We start from the raw sequence: 16,370 nt of genomic DNA, 5'->3' as shown, positions 1-16,370 counted from the left end.
CGCTCGCCCGCATGCGCCTTCCCGTCCGCGTCCTCGGCCTGCTCGTCGCGCTGCTGGCCATGCCCGCCACCGCGGGGGCGGCCGTCGAGCGGATCGACCCGCGCACCACCGACCCGACGCTCGCCCGCGCCACCGGGCTCGCTGCCCATCACGTCTGGCGGGCGCAGGGCACGCCGCGCGGGACGCTCGTCCTGTTCCTCGGCGGCTCGAACAGCCTGCCCGGCGTCTACGAGGAGTTCGGGGCGCTCGCCGCCCGCCTCGGGCACGACGTCGTCGACCTGCGCTACCCCAACGCGCCCGTCGCGCGACGCTGCCCCGACCCGCGACCGGCCGGCACCGCCGCGCTCGCCGCGCAGGACCGCTGCCTGGCCGACGTCCGCGGCGGCACCCTCTTCGGGACCGGCACCACCGTCGGCGGCGCCCCCGCCGGGGCTGGCCCGCGACCGCCGGGGTCCGGCCGGCCGACGCGGTCAGCGGACGGCTCGTGAGCCTGCTCACCCGGCTGGGCTGGGAGCGCTACCTCGTCGCCGACGCCGGCTCCCCGTACGGCGCGCCCCGACGCGCCCGCCCGGACTGGCGGCGCATCGTCGTCGCCGGGCACTCGCAGGGCGCGGGACACGCGCTGTTCCTCGCGCGACGGCTGCCCGTCGCACGCGCGGTGATGCTCTCCGGCCCGCGTGACCGCACCGCGAACAGGACGCCCGCCTCCTGGCTGCGCGGTCCCGGCACCACCCCGACCGGAGCGCTGTTCGCGCTGCGCAACCAGCAGGAGGGGATGCTGTGCGACGGCTGCGACGCCGCCTGGGACGCGGCGGGCGTGACGAACCGGACGATCACGAGCGGCTGCTCGCTGCTGCTCTGCACGCCGCTGCAGCAGCACAACGCGACGGCGGTCGACTCCGCCCTGCGCCGCGACCGCGACCGCCGACCCGTGCTGACGCCGGTGTGGTCGGCGATGCTCGACGCCCCCCGCGCGACGGCCGCCTCGAGGCGGGCCGCGCGCGGCGAGCGCCGCGTCAGGCGGTGAGGGCCGCAGCGTCCGCGGGCGCGGGTGCCGCGACCGGCACGACCTCGACCCCGATGCCGTTCATCCACGCGTTGCCCGAGGCGACGTCGATCGTCGCCGCGTCCCCGGGCACGAGGTCGTTGTAGCGGGCGCCACCGGCGGCGACCGCGGTCCGCCAGCCACCCTTGTGCCCCCAGTGCTGGTTGAGGCCGACCGACCCCGGCATCACCTCGTCGGTGACGCGGGCCTCGACCTCGATCCGGCCCCAGCGCGAGGCGACCGCGACGGTCGAGCCGTCCTCGATCCCCCGCTCGCGGGCGTCGTCGGGATGGATCCGCAGGCGGCAGCCGCGGCCTCCCGCCATCAGCTTCGGGACGTTGTGGAGCCACGAGTTCTGGGAGCGCAGCTCGCGGATCGTGAACAGCCGCAGGGGGTGCTCGGCGTCCGCGGTCGGCGTCGTGCGCATCCGCTCCATCTCGCGCGCGAAGAGGGGATCGCCGAGGTGCACGCGCTTGTCCTTCGTGTGGAGCTTGCGGCGCAGCACCCCGGTCTCGAGGCCGTCCTCGAGCTTGATCGCCCCGTCGTGGCGCAGCAGCTTGCGGCGGCTGAGGCCGCGCCGGCGCAGCCCGAACAGGTCGCCGTAGCGGCCGATCCGCATGAACAGGTCGACGGCCAGCGACGGCGGCACGCGCACCCCGAGGCGACCGAGGAGCTGGGCGCCCGGTGCGGGCGACGGGACGATCCCGATCCGCTTGCAGATCTGGTCGATGACCCACCAGTCGTCGCGCACGTCGCCGCGCGGCGGGACGATCGCCTCGGTCCACGACGCGTTGGGGATCGTGTAGTGGAGCTGGCCGAACAGCGGGAAGCCCTCGCGCTCGAGCAGCATCTTCGGCGGCAGCACGTAGTCGGCGTGCCGGTTGGTCTCGGTGATGTACGGGTCCAGCGAGACGAACAGGTCGAGGCCGGCGAGCGCGCGCTCCATGTCGTTGGACGCGGGCGAGGTCGTCGCCATGTTCGTCGACACCGCGATCATCGCGCGCAGCTGCCCGGGCCCGGGGGTCTCGGCCTCGCGCGGCAGGCACGCCAGCGGCGAGGTGCCCAGCACCTCGGGGATCCCGTCGACGCGCGTGCGCCAGCGGTCGTAGCCGTTGATCCGGAAGAGCTTCGTGAACGCCTCCGCGTCCAGGAACGGCATCGGGAAGACCATGCCGCCGGGCCGGTCGAGGTTGCCGGTGACGATGTTCAGCGCGTCGATGAGGTACTTCGTGAGCGTCGAGAAGCGGCTCAGGGACGCGCCGCAGCGGCCGTACACGCACGCCGAGGGCGCGGCGGCGAGGTCGCGCGCGAGCTGCTCGATCGTCGCGCGGGGGATGCCGGTCTCGGCGGCCGCGTGGTCGAGGTCGAGGTCCGCGACCATCGCGCGCAGCGCGTCCACGCCGGTGGCCTGGTGGGCGAGCATCGCCCGGTGCTCGAGGCCCTCGTCGAAGATCGTGCGGAGCATGCCCGCCAGCAGCCAGGCGTCGGAGTCCGGGCGGACCGGGACGTGCTCGTAGAGCTCCGCGGTCTCGGTGCGCCGCGGGTCGACGACGACGATGCGACCGCCGCGGCCGACGATGTCGTTCATCCGCCGGCGGACGTTGCCGACCGTGACCATCGAGCCGTGCGAGACCACCGGGTTGGCGCCGAGCACGAGCAGGAAGTCCGTGCGGTCGAAGTCCGGGACCGGGTTCGTGAGGTTGTGGCCGTAGAGGAGCTGGCCGACGACCCAGTAGTTGTTGATGTCGACCGAGCCCGCGCTGAAGAAGTGCTTCGTCCCGAGCGCGGCGGCCATGCCGAACGTCAGGAAGAACGCGCCGTAGTTCCAGCCGGTCGGGTTGCCGAGCGTGACGCCGACGGACTCCCGTCCGTGCTCGGCGATGACCGCGTTCAGCCGGCGGCCGACGTCGTCGAGCGCCTCGTCCCAGGAGACCGGCTCGAACGTGCCGTCGGCGCGGCGGCGCTGCGGGGCGAGCACCCGGTCGGGGTCCTCGAGGATCTTCGGGTAGAGGATCCCCTTGGGGCAGGCGAACCCCTCGGAGTTGGGGTGGCTGTCGTCGGGCCGGACCTTCACGACGCGGTCGTCCTCGACGGTGGCCACCAGGCCGCACGTGGCCTCGCAGACCCCGCACCAGATCTTGTGCTCGGACATGGCGCGACGCTAGTCACCCGCCCGCGGGCGTGCCGGGAAAACCCCTCGCCCGGGGGACGAGAACCTCCCGCGCGGGTGCGGCCCGCGCTCAGGCGTCCGCGCCGGCGGCGCGCCGGCGCAGCAGCGCGCGCTCGCGCTCGTTGTCGGTCAGCTCGGCCGCCTGCGCGAACGCCGCGCGTGCCTCGTCGTGGCGTCCGAGCCGCTCGAGCAGGTCGCCGCGGACCGCGGGGAGCAGGTGGTAGCCGGGGAGCGCGTCCATCGCGACGAGCTGGTCGACGAGCGCGAGGCCGACCTGCGGCCCCCGCGCCATGCCGAGCGCGACCGCGCGGTTCAGCTCGACGACCGGGGACGGGGCGCGCTCGGCGAGCGTGTCGTAGAGCGCGGCGATCCGCCCCCAGTCGGTGTCCTGCGGACGCGCCGCCCGCGCGTGGCACGCGGCGATCGCCGCCTGCAGCGCGTACGGGCCGGCCGGGGTCCCCTGCTCCTCGGCGCGGGCGAGCGCGTCGAGGCCGCGGCGGATCAGCAGGCGGTCCCAGCGCGAGCGGTCCTGGTCGAGCAGCAGGACCGGCTCCCCGCCCGGGCCGATCCGCGCGGCCAGCCGCGAGGCCTGCAGCTCCAGCAGGGCGGCGAGGCCGTGCACCTCGGGCTCCGTGGGCGCGAGCCCGGCGAGGATGCGGGCCAGGCGCAGCGCGTCCTCGCACAGCGCGGGCCGCGTCCAGTCGGCGCCGGAGGTGGCGGCGTAGCCCTCGTTGAACAGGAGGTAGATGACGCGCAGGACGGCGGCCAGGCGCGCGGGCCGCTCGTGCGGCTCGGGCTGCTCGAAGCGGACGTCGTGCTCGGTGAGCGTCCGCTTGGCCCGCACGATCCGCTGCTGCACGGTGGTGGTGCTGGTGAGGAAGGCGCGGGCGATCTCGGCGGTCGTGAGGCCGCCGACCATCCGCAGGGTCAGCGCCGCCTGCGCCTCCGGGCCGAGGACCGGGTGGCAGCAGGTGAAGACGAGGCGCAGGATGTCGTCGTCGATGTCGTCCATGGCGGCCACGAGGTCGTGGGTCCCCGGGGGTCGGCGCGCTCGAGCTCGGTGCGGACGAGCTCGTGCTTGCGGTCGAGGTTCTGACGGCGGCGCAGCTGGTCGATCGCCCGGTTCGTCGCGGTCGACGTCAGCCAGGCGGCCGGGTTGTCCGGCACGCCGCTCTGCGGCCACGCGGTGAGCGCGGCCACGAGGGCGTCCTGCGCGAGGTCCTCGGCGAGCGCGACGTCGTGCACGATGCGGGCGACGCGGGCGATGATCCCGGCCGCCTCGATCCGCCAGACCGCCTCGACGCGGGCCGCGACGCCGCCGGCGGGGCCGCCGGCGCGTCGCCCGTCGTCCCGGGGGCGCGGGTCAAGCGTCGGCGTCCCGCAGGACCGCCTGGACGTCCTGCGGGAAGTCCTCCATCTCCTGCACGCGGCGCAGCTCGACGATGTCGCCGGGGCTGCCGGGGACGCGGCTGGCCCACTCGAGCGCCTCGGCGTGGTCCTTGACCTCCAGCATCCAGAAGCCGCCGACGAGCTCCTTGGCCTCCGCGAACGGGCCGTCGAAGATCGTGCCCTTGCGGTCGGCGTCGAACTTCACCTGGACCGCCTCGTCGGGGCCGTGGAGGCCCTCGCCGGAGAGCAGGACGCCGGCCTTCTCGAGCTGCTCGTTGTAGGCGCCCATCTCCTCGAAGAGCGCCGGGTCGAGCGGCACGTCGGGGTTGTAGGCGTGGGGGCCGGGGATCATGAACATCGTGTAGCGGGGCATGTGGTTCCTCTCGGTGGAAGGGGTCGTTCTACACGGGACGACGATCGACGTCCTGCCCGATCGACACGGCCGACGAACGCTGACACGCCACGTTCTCGCGCCTTAACGATCGTTAGGGAGATCCGCTATGGTCGGGCCATGGACTTCCGCGACAGCCCACAGGACGCCGCGTACCGCGCCACCGTCCGCGCGTTCCTCGAGCAGGCCGTCGCCGCCCTCCCCGGCCCCGAGCCGGCCACGATGGAGGAGCGCCTCCCGTACTGGCAGGGCTGGCAGCGGACGCTCGCCGACGGCGGCTACGCGGGCCTGTCGTGGTCGGCGGCACACGGCGGCCAGGAGGCCACGCTCGTGCAGCAGGCGATCTTCCTCGAGGAGTACGACCGCGCCGGCGCGCCCGACCGGCTGAACATCCTCGGCGAGAACCTCTGCGGCCCGACGCTCATCGACTTCGGCACCGACGCGCAGCGCGAGCGCTTCCTGCGCCCGATCCTGCGCGGCGACTCCGTCTGGTGCCAGCTCTTCAGCGAGCCCGGCGCCGGCTCCGACCTCGCCGCGCTGGAGGCCCGCGCCGTGCGCGACGAGGCCGCCGGCGGCTGGCGGATCAGCGGCCAGAAGGTGTGGACCAGCCGCGCCCAGATCGCCGACCACGGCATGCTGCTCGCGCGCACCGGACCGCCCGGGTCCCGCCACGGCGGCATCACCTACTTCCTGCTGCCCATGCGTCAGGACGGCGTCACCGTCCGCGGCCTGCGCCACATCCTCGGCGAGCCCGAGTTCAACGAGGTGTTCCTCGACGACGCGTTCGTCCCCGACGACCTCGTCCTCGGCCCCGTCGACGGCGGCTGGAAGATCGCGATGGCGACCCTCGGGTACGAGCGCGTGATCCTCGCCACCGGCCGCGTGAACATGCAGCGGCTGTTCGACGACCTCGTCGCCGAGATCCGCGCCTCCGGCACCGGGGACGACCCGTTCGTGCGCCGCACCATGGCCGACCTGCACGTCCGCACCCGGGTCTACCGCCTCAACGGGCTGCGCGCGCTCAGCGCCATGGCCTCCGGCACGCCCGGCCCCGCGTCCTCGCTCGGCAAGCTGCTCAGCGGGCCGCTGCTGGAGGACATGGCCGACTTCGCCACCGCGCGGCACGGGCTCGCCGGGCAGCTCGACCCCTACGACGCCGACGACGCGCAGGCCGCGCGCTGGCTGAAGCTCGCCTACCAGGCGCGCGGCACCGCGATCGCGGGCGGCACGACGTTCATCCAGAAGAACATCGTCGCCGAGCGCGTCCTGCGCCTGCCGCGCGCGTAGGCTCCCGGCCGTGCGCGCGGTCGTCCTGCAGGAGTTCGGCGAGCCCGCGGTCCTGCGGGTCCACGACGGCGTCCCGGACCCGGTCGTCCCCGACGGCTGGGTGCTCGTGCGGCTCCACGCCTGCGCGCTGAACTGGCACGACGTGCTGCTGCGCCAGGGCGTCTACGACGTGCCGCTCCCGCGCGTGCCCGGCTCCGACGGCGCGGGCGTGCGGGCCGACACCGGCGAGCAGGTCCTCGTCCTGCCGTCCCTGTTCTGGGGCGGGGCGGAGCGCGCCCCCGGACCCGGGTTCCAGATCCTCGGCGACCGCACCGACGGCACCCACGCCGAGCTCGTCGCGCTCCCCGCCGAGAACGTGCGCCCGCTGCCCGCCGGCTGGTCGTTCGTCGAGGCGGCGGCCCTGCCGCTCGCCGGGCTGACCGCGTACCGAGCCCTGTTCGCGCGCGCCGGGCTCGTCGCCGGCGAGACCGTCCTCGTCCTCGGCGCCGGCGGCGGGGTCGCGACGATGGCGATCGCGCTCGCGCGGATGGCCGGGGCGCGCGTGCTCGTCACGACCTCGACCGAGGAGAAGCTCGAGCGCGCGATCGGCCTGGGCGCCGACGGCGGCGTGCTCTACACGTCGGCCCACTGGGGTGCCGCGGTCCGCGAGATGGCCGGCGGGGTCGGGGTCGACGTCGTCGTCGACTCGGTCGGCTCCACGTGGCCGGACGCGCTCACCGCGCTCGCCGACGGCGGGCGGCTGGTGACGTTCGGCGCCACGGGCTCCGCCGACGCGCACGTCGACGTGCGCCGCCTCTACTTCGCCCAGCAGACGATCCTCGGCACGACGATGGGATCGCCGCGCGACGCCGACGGGCTGCTCGCCCTCGTCGCGCAGGCTCCGGACTGGCGCCCGGCGATCGACGCGGTCGCACCGCTCGACGAGATCGCCGCGATGCACGAGCGGATGGCGCGCCGCGAGCACGTCGGCAAGCTCGTCCTGACCGTGCCCTGAACGACGAACGGGCCCCGCAGGACCCCTTCCGTACCCAGAGTATGGCCACCCCGGGGCCTTGATTCAAGGCCCCGGGTGTGTCCCATACTGCCTCGCCGTGGACGACATGGTCATGGCACTGGACGAGGTCGACGGGGCGCTGCGGGCGACCGTGGGAGGGAAGGCGGCGCAGCTCGGCGCGCTCGCCCGGATCGCCGGCGTGCGGGTGCCGGACGGGTTCGTGGTGACGACCGCGGCGACCCACGGCACCGACGGGCTGCCGCCCGCCGCGGTCGCGGCGATCGCCGCGGCGGTCGACCCGGACGCCGCGTACGCGGTGCGGTCCAGCGCGACCGTCGAGGACGCGCCGGACGCCTCGTTCGCCGGCCAGTTCACCTCGGTCCTCGGGGTGGTCGGGGTCGACGCGGTGCTCGCCGCCGTCGACCGCGTGCGGGCGTCCCGCCTCGACGACCACGCGGCCAGGTACGCCGCACACGTCGCCGCGGACGCCCCGGTCGCGATGGCCGTCGTCGTGCAGCGCATGGTCGACGCGCGCGTCTCCGGGGTCCTCTTCACCGCCGACCCCGTGACCGGTGACCGGCGGGTCGCGCGCGTCGAGGCGACCGCCGGGCTCGGCCAGGCGCTCGTCGACGGCACGGTCACCCCGGACGGCTACACGGTGCGGGGCGGCAGCGTCAGCGGCGAGGGCGTCCTGCCCGCGACGCAGGTCGCGGAGCTCGTCGCGCTCGGTCGTCGCGTCGAGGCCGCGCTCGGCGCCCCCAGGACCTCGAGTGGTGCCTGGACGAGGACGGGTTCGCGTTCGTGCAGGCCCGGCCGATCACGACCCTGTTCCCGCTGCCCGCCGGTGCGGACGACGGCGACCCGCACGTCTACGTGTCCGTCGGGCACCAGCAGATGATGACCGACGCGATGGCGCCGCTCGGCCGGTCGCTGTGGCGCCTCGTGGCCCGGCCGGTGATGCACGAGGCGGGCGGCCGCCTGTTCGTCGACGTCGCGCCGCTCCTCGCCTCACCGGCCGGACGCTCCGTCCACCGGACGCTCGCCGAGCACGACCCGCTGCTCGGCGACGCGCTCGACACCGTGCTCGCGAGCGGCTTGGTCCCCGACCTCCCCGGTGACCCCGAGGACGCCGTCCCGCTGCCGGCCGCCGCGGAGCCGCTCCCCGCCGACCCGGCGATCGTGCAGGAGCTGATCGACGCGATCGACGCGGATGAGGCCGCGTCCGCGGAGCGCCTGCGCGCGGCGGGCGGGCCGACCGTGGTCGCCGCGATCCGCGAGGACGTCGCGCAGCTCAAGGCGTCGCTGTTCGACCCCCGCTCCCACCGGGCGATCATGACCGGGATGGACGCCACCGCGTGGCTGGACGAGCACCTCGCGCGGTGGCTGGGCGAGCGGGGTGCCGGGGACGTCCTCAACCGGTCCGTGGCCGGCAACGTCTCCTCCGAGATGGGCCTCGCGCTGCTCGACGTCGCCGACGTCGCCCGCCGGTCCCCGGCGGCGTGCGCGGTCCTCGACGCCGCGACCGACCGGACGTTCCTGGGGCGGCTCGACGCGGTGCCGGGCGGGCCGGAGGTCCGGCGGGCGCTGGAGGAGTGGCTCGACCGCTACGGCATGCGCTGCAGCGGGGAGATCGACGTGACGCGCACCCGCGTGCGCGAGCGGCCGTGGACCCTCGCGCCGACGCTGCTGGCCCACGTGCGCCACGCCGAGGACGGGGCGGGCAACCGCCGCTTCGAGGAGGGCCGGCTGACCGCGCTCACCTACCGGGACGAGGTGCTCGCCCGGCTGCGCGAGCGACCGGACGGCGAGCGGCTCGCGCGCGAGACCGCGTTGCGGATCGACCGGGTGCGGACGTTCGCCGGGTATCGCGAGTACCCGAAGTACGCGATCGTCCGGCGGCTCGGCCGCTACCGGGAGCTGCTGCTCGCCGAGGCGGCACGGCTGACGGACGCCGGCGTGCTGCGCGCGCCCGACGACGCCGCCCTGCTGACGCTCGACGAGCTCGAGACCGCCGCGCGGACCGGCGCACCGGTCGACGACCTGCTGCTGCAGGAGCGCGCGCGGCAGCACCGTGCCGACCGTCGGCTCGAACCGCCGCGGGTGCTCCTCAGCACCGGCGAGGCGCTCCACGGCCGGCTGCACCGCGACGGCGTGCCCGCCGGGGCGCTCGTGGGCCTGGCGGTCTCGCGCGGCACGGTCGAGGGCCGGGCGCGCGTGGTGCTCGACCCGACCGGCATCGCGCTCGGGCCGGGCGACGTGCTCGTCACCGCGCACACCGATCCGAGCTGGTCGCCGGTGTTCGTCGGGATCGCCGGGCTCGTCACCGAGGTCGGCGGCGCGATGACCCACGGCGCGGTCGTGGCGCGCGAGTACGGGCTGCCCGCGGTCGTCGGCGTCGCCGGCGCGACGCGGCGGATCCCCGACGGCGCGCGGGTCCGCGTGCACGGGACGGACGGGATCGTCGAGGTGCTCGACGGCGGTCGTGTGGACCGCTGATCCCTCCCGGAAGGATCTCCCGTCCACGCGGCCCGTGGAAGACTGCGGGGCATGGCTCTGACGCTCCTGCACAACCCGCACTGCTCCACCTCGGTCCACGCGCTCGACGCGCTCGAGGACGCCGGGCACGAGGTGACCGTCCGCAAGTACCTCCTCGTCAAGGAGCGCCTGGACGAGGACGAGCTGCGCTCCCTCGCGACGCGGCTCGTCGGCGACCCGGTCGACGCGCTGATCCGGCGCGACGCGACCTACAAGAAGCTCGGCCTGGAGGCCGACGGCTGGGACGTCGAGCAGGTCGTCGCCACGCTCGTGGAGCACCCGTCGCTGCTGCAGCGCCCGATCCTCGACGACGGCGAGCGCGCGCAGATCGGCCGGCCGCGGTCCCGCGCCGCCGAGTGGGCGCAGGCCGGCCGCGTCGCCTGACCGGCGCAGCGCCCGACGGCGGGCCGCCCCCGCTACGGCACCAGGGCCAGGAACAGGAAGACGCTGAACAGCACGAGGTGCAGGGCGCCCTCCTGCACGGTCGCGCGCCCGGGCAGCACGGTCAGGGCGCCGACGACGACCGAGATCGTCAGCAGCACGATCTCGGTCGAGCCGAGCCCGAGCAGCAGCGGCCCGTCGAGCCAGATCGATGCGATCGCGATCGCCGGGATCGTCAGGCCGATGCTCGCCATCGCCGAGCCGAGCGCGAGGTTCAGCGACGTCTGCACCCGACCCCGCGCGGCGTTGCGGTAGGCGGCGAGCGTCTCGGGCAGCAGCACCACGAGCGCGATCACGACGCCGACCGCCGACTGCGGCGCGCCGATGCTCGACACGAGGTCCTCGATCGCCGACGACTCGAGCTTCGCGAGTCCGACGACCGCCACCAGGGCGAGGACGAGCAGGCCCAGGCTGCGCAGCGCCTCGCGGTCCGACGGCGGGGCGGCGTGGTCGCCGTCGTCGTCCGCGACGACGCCGTCCCCGTCCCCGGGCAGGAAGTAGTCGCGGTGGCGCACGGTCTGCACGAACACGAACAGCCCGTAGACGGCCAGGCTCGCGACCGCGGCGAACGCCAGCTGCGAGGACGAGAACTCCGGCCCGGACTCCGCCTCGGTGAAGGTCGGCAGCACCAGGCAGAGCGTCGCGAGCGTCGCGACGGTGGCGAGCGCGGTCGCCGTCCCCTCCGCGTTGAACGCCGCGGTGCGGTGCTTCAGCGCCCCCACGAGGACGGACAGGCCGAGGATCCCGTTGATCGTGATCATCGCCGCGGCGAACACGGTGTCGCGGGCGAGCGTGGACGTCTCGTCACCGCCGCTGATCATCAGCGTGACGATCAGCGCGACCTCGATGACGGTGACCGCGACGGCCAGGACCAGCGACCCGAACGGCTCGCCGACGCGGTGCGCGACGACCTCCGCGTGGTGCACGGCGGAGAGCACCGCGGCGCCGAGCAGCAGGCCGGCGAGGACGAGCACGAGCGTCCCCGGCTTGCTGCCGAACGTGACGGCGGCCGCGATCGCGGCCACCACCGGCACGACGTCGGTCCAGGGCAGCGCGCGCGAACCGAGGCGCAGGGACGGGGCGTTCACCGCTCCCAGGCTACCCGCCGGGCGTCGCGCTCAGACGCCCGGCGACCGGCGCGTCAGCGCTCCGGGGTCCACTCCGCGCGCAGCTCCTTGACGCCGTGCACGACGTTCGCGTCGAGGAACCGCGGCGTCCCCACCACGCGGATGTCCGGCATCCGCGAGTAGATCTCGCGGAAGATCGAGCGCAGCGTCAGGCGGGCCAGCGCCGCGCCCATGCAGTAGTGCGGGCCGCCGCCGCCGAAGCCGACGTGGCGGTTGACCTCACGGGTGATGTCGAACTCCATCGGCCGGTCGAAGACCTGCTCGTCGCGGTTGCCCGAGCAGTACCAGAGCGCGACCTTGTCACCGGCCTTCATCTCCACGCCGCCGAACTCGACGTCCTGCGTGACCGTGCGGCGGAAGTGCAGCAGCGGCGTGGCGTAGCGGACCGCCTCCTCGGCGAGCTGCTCGCCGAGCGTCGCGTCGGTGATGTTCGCCTGCCACAGCTTCTTCTGCTCCGGGAACCGCTCGAAGTTCCAGATCGTGTGGGCGATCGTGTGGCGGGTCGTGTCGTTCGCCGCCGCGGAGAGCAGCGCGAAGAACGAGCCGACCTCCCAGTCCTCGAGCGTGCCGTCCTCGGTCTGCGCCTGGCAGACCCAGGTGAGCAGGTCGTCCTGCGGGTTCTCGCGCCGCGCGGCGATCGCGTCGAGCGCGATGTCGTTGAGGCGGAACGCGGCGTCGCCGAACAGCTCGATCGCCTCCTTGCCGTCGCGCAGCTCCTCGTCGGACCAGGACGCCATGTCCTCGGCGCACTGCATGACCTCCTCGCGCAGGTCCCCGGGCGGGATGCCGAACAGGTTCGCGAACAGGCGGCCGGGGAGCTGCTTGCACAGCGTCGTCGCCAGGTCCGCCTCGCCGAGGGGCGCGATCTCGTCGACGATCTGCTTCGCCTGCGCGGCGATGTCGTGCTCGAGCTTGCGCATGTTGCCCGGGGTGAACGCCGACCAGACGATCCCGCGGAGCTCCTTGTGGCGCGGCGCGTCGGTGACGATGAACGACAGCGACCCCTGGATGACGACGTCGGGGAAGTCCTCCATGAAGATGCCGCTCGCGGAGCTGAACGTCTTCGTGTCGCGCGAGGCCTTCTGGATCAGCTCGTGGGTGTTGATGCCCCAGAAGTCGCGGGCGCCCTCCTCCGGCTCCAGGAGGTGCGACTCCAGCGGACGGTGCCGGGAGATCGGCGACTCGGCGCGGAGCTTCGCGAAGGTCTCCTCGCGCTGGTCGAAGGTCAGGTCCCGCCAGAACCCGAAGCTGGAGATGTCGTGCTCGACACGTGCTGTGGCCATGGGGCCAGCAGATCAGGACGGTCGGGGCGTGTCCTCCCCCCGAGGGGTACTGCGCCTCCCTCACCGGTGGGCCGTGAGCAGCTCGTCGAACGCGTCGGCGGTCGCATCGCGCAGCCCGTCGGGATCCGTCACCGCCGCGGAGTCCGAGGTGAGGCCGATGCCGCAGCGTTCGCCGTGCGAGGTGATCGTCATCGTGACCGCCGCGCCCGCGGTCGGGCCGAAGACCGCCATCGACTCGACCTTCGCGCCCGCGACGTACGCCTCGCGGTCCAGCCCGCGGAACGTGAAGCACTGCAGGTCGCACGCGCGCGTGAAGCCGCCGGCGATGCGCTCGAGCAGCGGCGTCGGCGCGCGGCTGAGGACGGCGGCGGTGGCGCGCAGGAGGTCGACCGGCGGCGCCTCCCAGACCTCGCGCGCGCGGAGGCCCGCGACCCGGATCCGCTCGGTCGGGTCGAGCACGCCCGCGGGACCCGCGATGCGGGCACGGGCGAGGCGGTTCATCGTCGCGCCCGCGAGGTGGACGCCGGTCGGCACGGCGACCGGGATGTCCCCGAGCTGCTCGCCACGGTCGGCGGCGTAGCGGGCGACGCCGCCCAGCGCGCCCGCGAGGAAGACGTCCCCCAGCGAGGCGCCGTGGCGGTCCGCCGCCGCGCGCAGGTCGGCGGTCGCGAGCTCGAGGAAGCGGAACTGCCGGGCGGCGCCGCGACCGCGCAGGAGGGTGGAGGGGCGGCCGGGCGCGCCGGACACCAGGCGGTCGACGGCGGTCGCGGTGGTGCGCACGCCGCCGACGGTGCGCGCCGGACGGCTCACCGCCGTCGCGCCGCCGAACGCGAGCTTCGCGGCGGCCAGCGGCGCGCGGGCGGCCAGGCGCGCGGCGTGCTGCACGCTGAGGCCGAGCGGCCAGCGGTCGTCGTGCGCGGTGTCGGGGAGCAGCGGCTTGCCCGAGGTCGGCTCGCGCCGGTCGCTGTGGACGAGGTCGAACAGCTCGATGATCCCCGCGCCGTCCGCGAGCGCGTGGTGGACCTTGAGGAGGTAGACGGCCTTCCCGTCCGCCAGGCCTTCGACCAGCACGCCCTGCCACAGCGGCCGGTCCGGATCGAACACGGTCATGTGGAGGTCGGCCGCGACCTCCAGGGCGTCCTGCACCGAGGAGCCCGGGCGCAGCGCGACGCGCCGGACGTGGTGGGCGAGGTCGACCCGCGTGTCGCACCAGGCCGGCGGGCCGATCCGCAGCGGGTCGTCCACCACCCGCTGGCGGAGGCGCGGGATCCGCGCGAGGCCGAAGCGGTGACCGTCGACGAGCCGCTGCCAGTCCGGCACGGTGTCGAGCACCTCGACCACGACGCTCGCCGCGCGGAAGCCCGGGTTCGCGCTCGCGCGCCAGAGCGCGGCCTCGAGCGCGTTCATCTCCGTGCCCTGACCCCAGCGGACCTGCAGGCGGTCGTAGGGGTTCACCGGGGCCGCGGTCATCCGACCAGCGCCTCGTCCACCGCGGTCGTGACCTCGAGGATCGTCGCCGCGACCTGCGCCGGGTCGTCGTACATCGGCACGTGGCCGACGCCGTGCATCGCCAGGAACTCGGCCTGTGGCAGGTGCTCCAGCAGCGGGCGGCCGTGCCGGTCGGCCGGGATCGTGCGGTCGTTCTGCGACCACGCCACCCGGATCGGGCAGGTCACGTGCGACATGTCCTGCGAGAACGGGCCGTCGCGGACCGTCGCCTCCATGAACGAGTCGAGGATCGTGCAGCCGCCGAGATCCTCCAGCATCTCCAGCAGGGCGTCCGGCGGGACGCGGTCCCCGCGCTCCATCGTCGCGCGCAGCGCGAACTTGCGGACCGGGCCCGGCAGCAGCTCGGCCCGCAGGAACGGCGCGGCGCGGATGCCGAGGCGCACGCTGCTGCCGATGATCCTCGCGGTCCGCTGCAGGTCGCGCATCTCCTCCCAGCCACCGGCGGGCGAGAGGGCGACGACGGACCGCGCGCGGCCACGCCGGGCGAGCTCCAGCGAGAGCCAGCCGCCGAGCGAGTTGCCGCTGAGGTGCACGGTGTCGAGGCCGAGGTCGTCGAGCGAGCGCTCCAACGCATCGGCCAGCGCCGCGATCCCCACCGTCGCCCCGGGCGCGATGTCCGGGCCGCCGTGGTGGCACGGCAGCGTCAGCGCGATGACGTCGTGGCAGCTCTCGAGCGGCGCGAGGACCGGCCGCCACATGCGCCACGTCCCGGTGAATCCGTGCAGGAGGACGAGCGGGGAGCCCTGCCCTCCCCGGTGGTATGGCGCTGGGCCTTCGGACGGCACGTCCGAAGGCTATGTGCTCGCGGCCGCGCGAGAGGTGCGCCTCCCCCGTTCGGCAGGCGAAGTCCGACCCTGCGGGGTGGCCTCGCGCGGATAGGGTCGGTCGCATGACCCAGATCGACGGCGGGAAGATCGACGCGCTCTTCGGAAGCGCGGTGGAGCAGAGCAGCTACGTGGGCGGGGCGGCGATCGCCGCGAACGCCGACGGGGTGCTCTACGAGAGCGGCTTCGGGACCGCGACGGCGGACACCCTGTTCCGGATCGCCTCGATGACCAAGGCGATGACGACCGCCGCGGTGCTGCACCTCGTCGACGCCGGGAAGGTGTCGCTGGACGCCGAGGTCCGCGAGTACATCCCCGCCTACGGCGAGCTGCAGGTGCTCGACGGCTTCGACGGCGACACCCCGATCCTGCGCGCGCCGAAGACGCAGTCGACCGTCCGCCAGCTGCTCAACCACACCAGCGGCCACGGATACGCGTTCCTGAACGAGAAGCTCGTGAAGTACCACGAGGTCACCGGGACGCCGAGCGTCCTGGCCTTCCACCGGAGCATGCTCACGCTGCCGCTGGTGAACGACCCCGGCACGACCTGGGAGTACGGGATCAGCACCGACTGGGCCGGCCAGGTCGTCGAGGCCGTCAGCGGCCAGACGCTCGGCGAGTACCTCGGCGAGCACGTCTGGGGTCCGCTCGGCATGACGAGCACGACGTTCGACGCGTCCGGCTCCGAGGACCGGCTGATCCCGATGCAGTCGCGGATGCCCGACGGCACGCTGCAGCCCAACGGGATCGAGCTGCCCACCCCGCCGGAGATCCACAGCGGTGGCGGCGGGTCGTACTCCACCGTCGGCGACTACGGGCGCTTCATGCGCATGCTGCTCGGCGGCGGCGAGCTCGACGGCACGCGGATCCTCTCGGCGGAGAGCGTCGAGCTGATGTTCACCCCGTCGCTGGGCGACATCGCGCTCCCCGACGTCATCAGGAGCTCCGACCCGCTGCTCTGCAACGACGTGCCCTCGGCGCCGCTGCCGCAGGACTGGGGCCTGGGCCTGCACCTGATGCTCGCCGACCTGCCGGGCATGCGGCACGCCGGGACCGGCGACTGGGCGGGCCTGACCAACTGCTACTTCTGGGTCGACCGAGCCGCCGGGCTCTGCGGTGCCGTGCTCACCCAGGCCCTGCCGTTCTTCGACGAGAAGATCGTCATGGGGGCACTGGCGTTCGAGGGCACCGTGTACGCCGAAGTCGGCGCGTCCGCCGCGGTCTGAGCACCGCAGCGCCAAATTCGACGGGGCGCCGTTGCGGTGCCCTAAGCTGCGCGACTCGCGGTGGCGGCGCAACCGGGCCACCGCGGGTCGCGCCGCGCGAGTGCTCCTCGACGCGGAGCGGTCTCCAGGTCCAGTCTCGCTTCGTCCCT

Annotated in this window: 12 protein-coding genes and 2 pseudogenes; 7 read left to right on the top strand and 7 right to left on the bottom strand. The window is 74.5% G+C overall.

Annotation, left to right across the window (positions count from 1 at the left end; translation table 11 throughout):
* Positions 1-11 precede the first annotated feature (11 nt).
* A complete protein-coding gene (locus tag GKE82_RS16500) occupies positions 12-488 on the top strand; it encodes a hypothetical protein (protein WP_154734035.1) in 477 nt (158 codons plus the stop codon).
* Positions 485-1,027: a hypothetical protein gene (locus GKE82_RS16495; RefSeq protein WP_154734034.1), complete on the top strand. Its 543-nt coding sequence runs from the start codon at positions 485-487 to the stop codon at positions 1,025-1,027. Before GKE82_RS16500 ends, GKE82_RS16495 begins: the two co-directional genes overlap by 4 nt.
* On the opposite strand, the gene GKE82_RS16490 is transcribed toward GKE82_RS16495, so the two are convergent.
* The 3 genes and pseudogenes from GKE82_RS16490 to GKE82_RS16480 all read right to left on the bottom strand — a co-directional run bounded on the left by GKE82_RS16490 (position 1,017) and on the right by GKE82_RS16480 (position 4,977).
* A complete protein-coding gene (locus GKE82_RS16490) occupies positions 1,017-3,197 on the bottom strand; it encodes a molybdopterin-dependent oxidoreductase (protein WP_154734033.1) in 2,181 nt (726 codons plus the stop codon). The two genes, GKE82_RS16495 and GKE82_RS16490, sit on opposite strands and share 11 nt — an antisense overlap.
* Positions 3,198-3,285: 88 nt before the next feature.
* Positions 3,286-4,499: pseudogene (locus GKE82_RS16485) on the bottom strand (RNA polymerase sigma factor).
* 79 nt (positions 4,500-4,578) lie between these two features.
* A complete protein-coding gene (locus tag GKE82_RS16480) occupies positions 4,579-4,977 on the bottom strand; it encodes a YciI family protein (RefSeq protein ID WP_107568136.1) in 399 nt (132 codons plus the stop codon).
* A 138-nt stretch (positions 4,978-5,115) separates the two neighbouring features.
* Between GKE82_RS16480 and GKE82_RS16475 the strand changes: the two genes are divergently transcribed.
* The 4 genes and pseudogenes from GKE82_RS16475 to GKE82_RS16460 all read left to right on the top strand — a co-directional run bounded on the left by GKE82_RS16475 (position 5,116) and on the right by GKE82_RS16460 (position 10,195).
* Positions 5,116-6,282, top strand: a complete 1,167-nt coding sequence (locus GKE82_RS16475; protein WP_107568135.1) for an acyl-CoA dehydrogenase family protein — start codon at positions 5,116-5,118, stop codon at positions 6,280-6,282.
* A 10-nt stretch (positions 6,283-6,292) separates the two neighbouring features.
* Complete coding sequence (locus GKE82_RS30885; RefSeq protein ID WP_309233653.1) at positions 6,293-7,276, top strand: zinc-binding dehydrogenase; 984 nt, start codon at positions 6,293-6,295, stop codon at positions 7,274-7,276.
* A gap of 106 nt (positions 7,277-7,382) precedes the next feature.
* Positions 7,383-9,772 (top strand): annotated as a pseudogene (locus GKE82_RS30880) (phosphoenolpyruvate synthase).
* Between the two features lie 51 nt (positions 9,773-9,823).
* Positions 9,824-10,195: an arsenate reductase family protein gene (locus tag GKE82_RS16460; protein ID WP_154734032.1), complete on the top strand. Its 372-nt coding sequence runs from the start codon at positions 9,824-9,826 to the stop codon at positions 10,193-10,195.
* A gap of 32 nt (positions 10,196-10,227) precedes the next feature.
* Here GKE82_RS16460 and GKE82_RS16455 read toward each other — a convergent pair whose 3' ends face one another.
* From GKE82_RS16455 to GKE82_RS16440, 4 genes are read right to left on the bottom strand one after another with little or no spacing between them, the layout of a single operon-like run.
* Entirely contained in the window at positions 10,228-11,340 is a 1,113-nt protein-coding gene (locus GKE82_RS16455; RefSeq protein WP_309233651.1) for a hypothetical protein, read from the bottom strand.
* Positions 11,341-11,393: 53 nt separating this feature from the next.
* Complete coding sequence (locus GKE82_RS16450) at positions 11,394-12,662, bottom strand: cytochrome P450 (RefSeq protein ID WP_154734031.1); 1,269 nt, start codon at positions 12,660-12,662, stop codon at positions 11,394-11,396.
* Between the two features lie 60 nt (positions 12,663-12,722).
* Entirely contained in the window at positions 12,723-14,132 is a 1,410-nt protein-coding gene (locus GKE82_RS16445) for a wax ester/triacylglycerol synthase domain-containing protein (protein WP_154734030.1), read from the bottom strand.
* On the bottom strand, positions 14,129-14,956 hold the full coding sequence (locus tag GKE82_RS16440; protein WP_309233650.1) for an alpha/beta fold hydrolase: 828 nt from the start codon (positions 14,954-14,956) through the stop codon (positions 14,129-14,131). The genes GKE82_RS16445 and GKE82_RS16440 overlap by 4 nt, the downstream gene beginning before the upstream one ends.
* Positions 14,957-15,060: 104 nt before the next feature.
* On the opposite strand from GKE82_RS16440, the gene GKE82_RS16435 reads away from it, so the two are divergent.
* Positions 15,061-16,221, top strand: a complete 1,161-nt coding sequence (locus GKE82_RS16435) for a serine hydrolase (RefSeq protein ID WP_154734029.1) — start codon at positions 15,061-15,063, stop codon at positions 16,219-16,221.
* Positions 16,222-16,370: the final 149 nt, after the last annotated feature.

Origin of the sequence: Conexibacter sp. W3-3-2, assembly GCF_009707605.1 — a bacterium.
In the GTDB taxonomy this organism is placed as follows: Bacteria; Actinomycetota; Thermoleophilia; order Solirubrobacterales; family Solirubrobacteraceae; genus Paraconexibacter; species Paraconexibacter algicola.
Note: the sequence above shows the minus strand (reverse complement) of the source record. Positions and strands in the feature narration are given on the sequence as shown.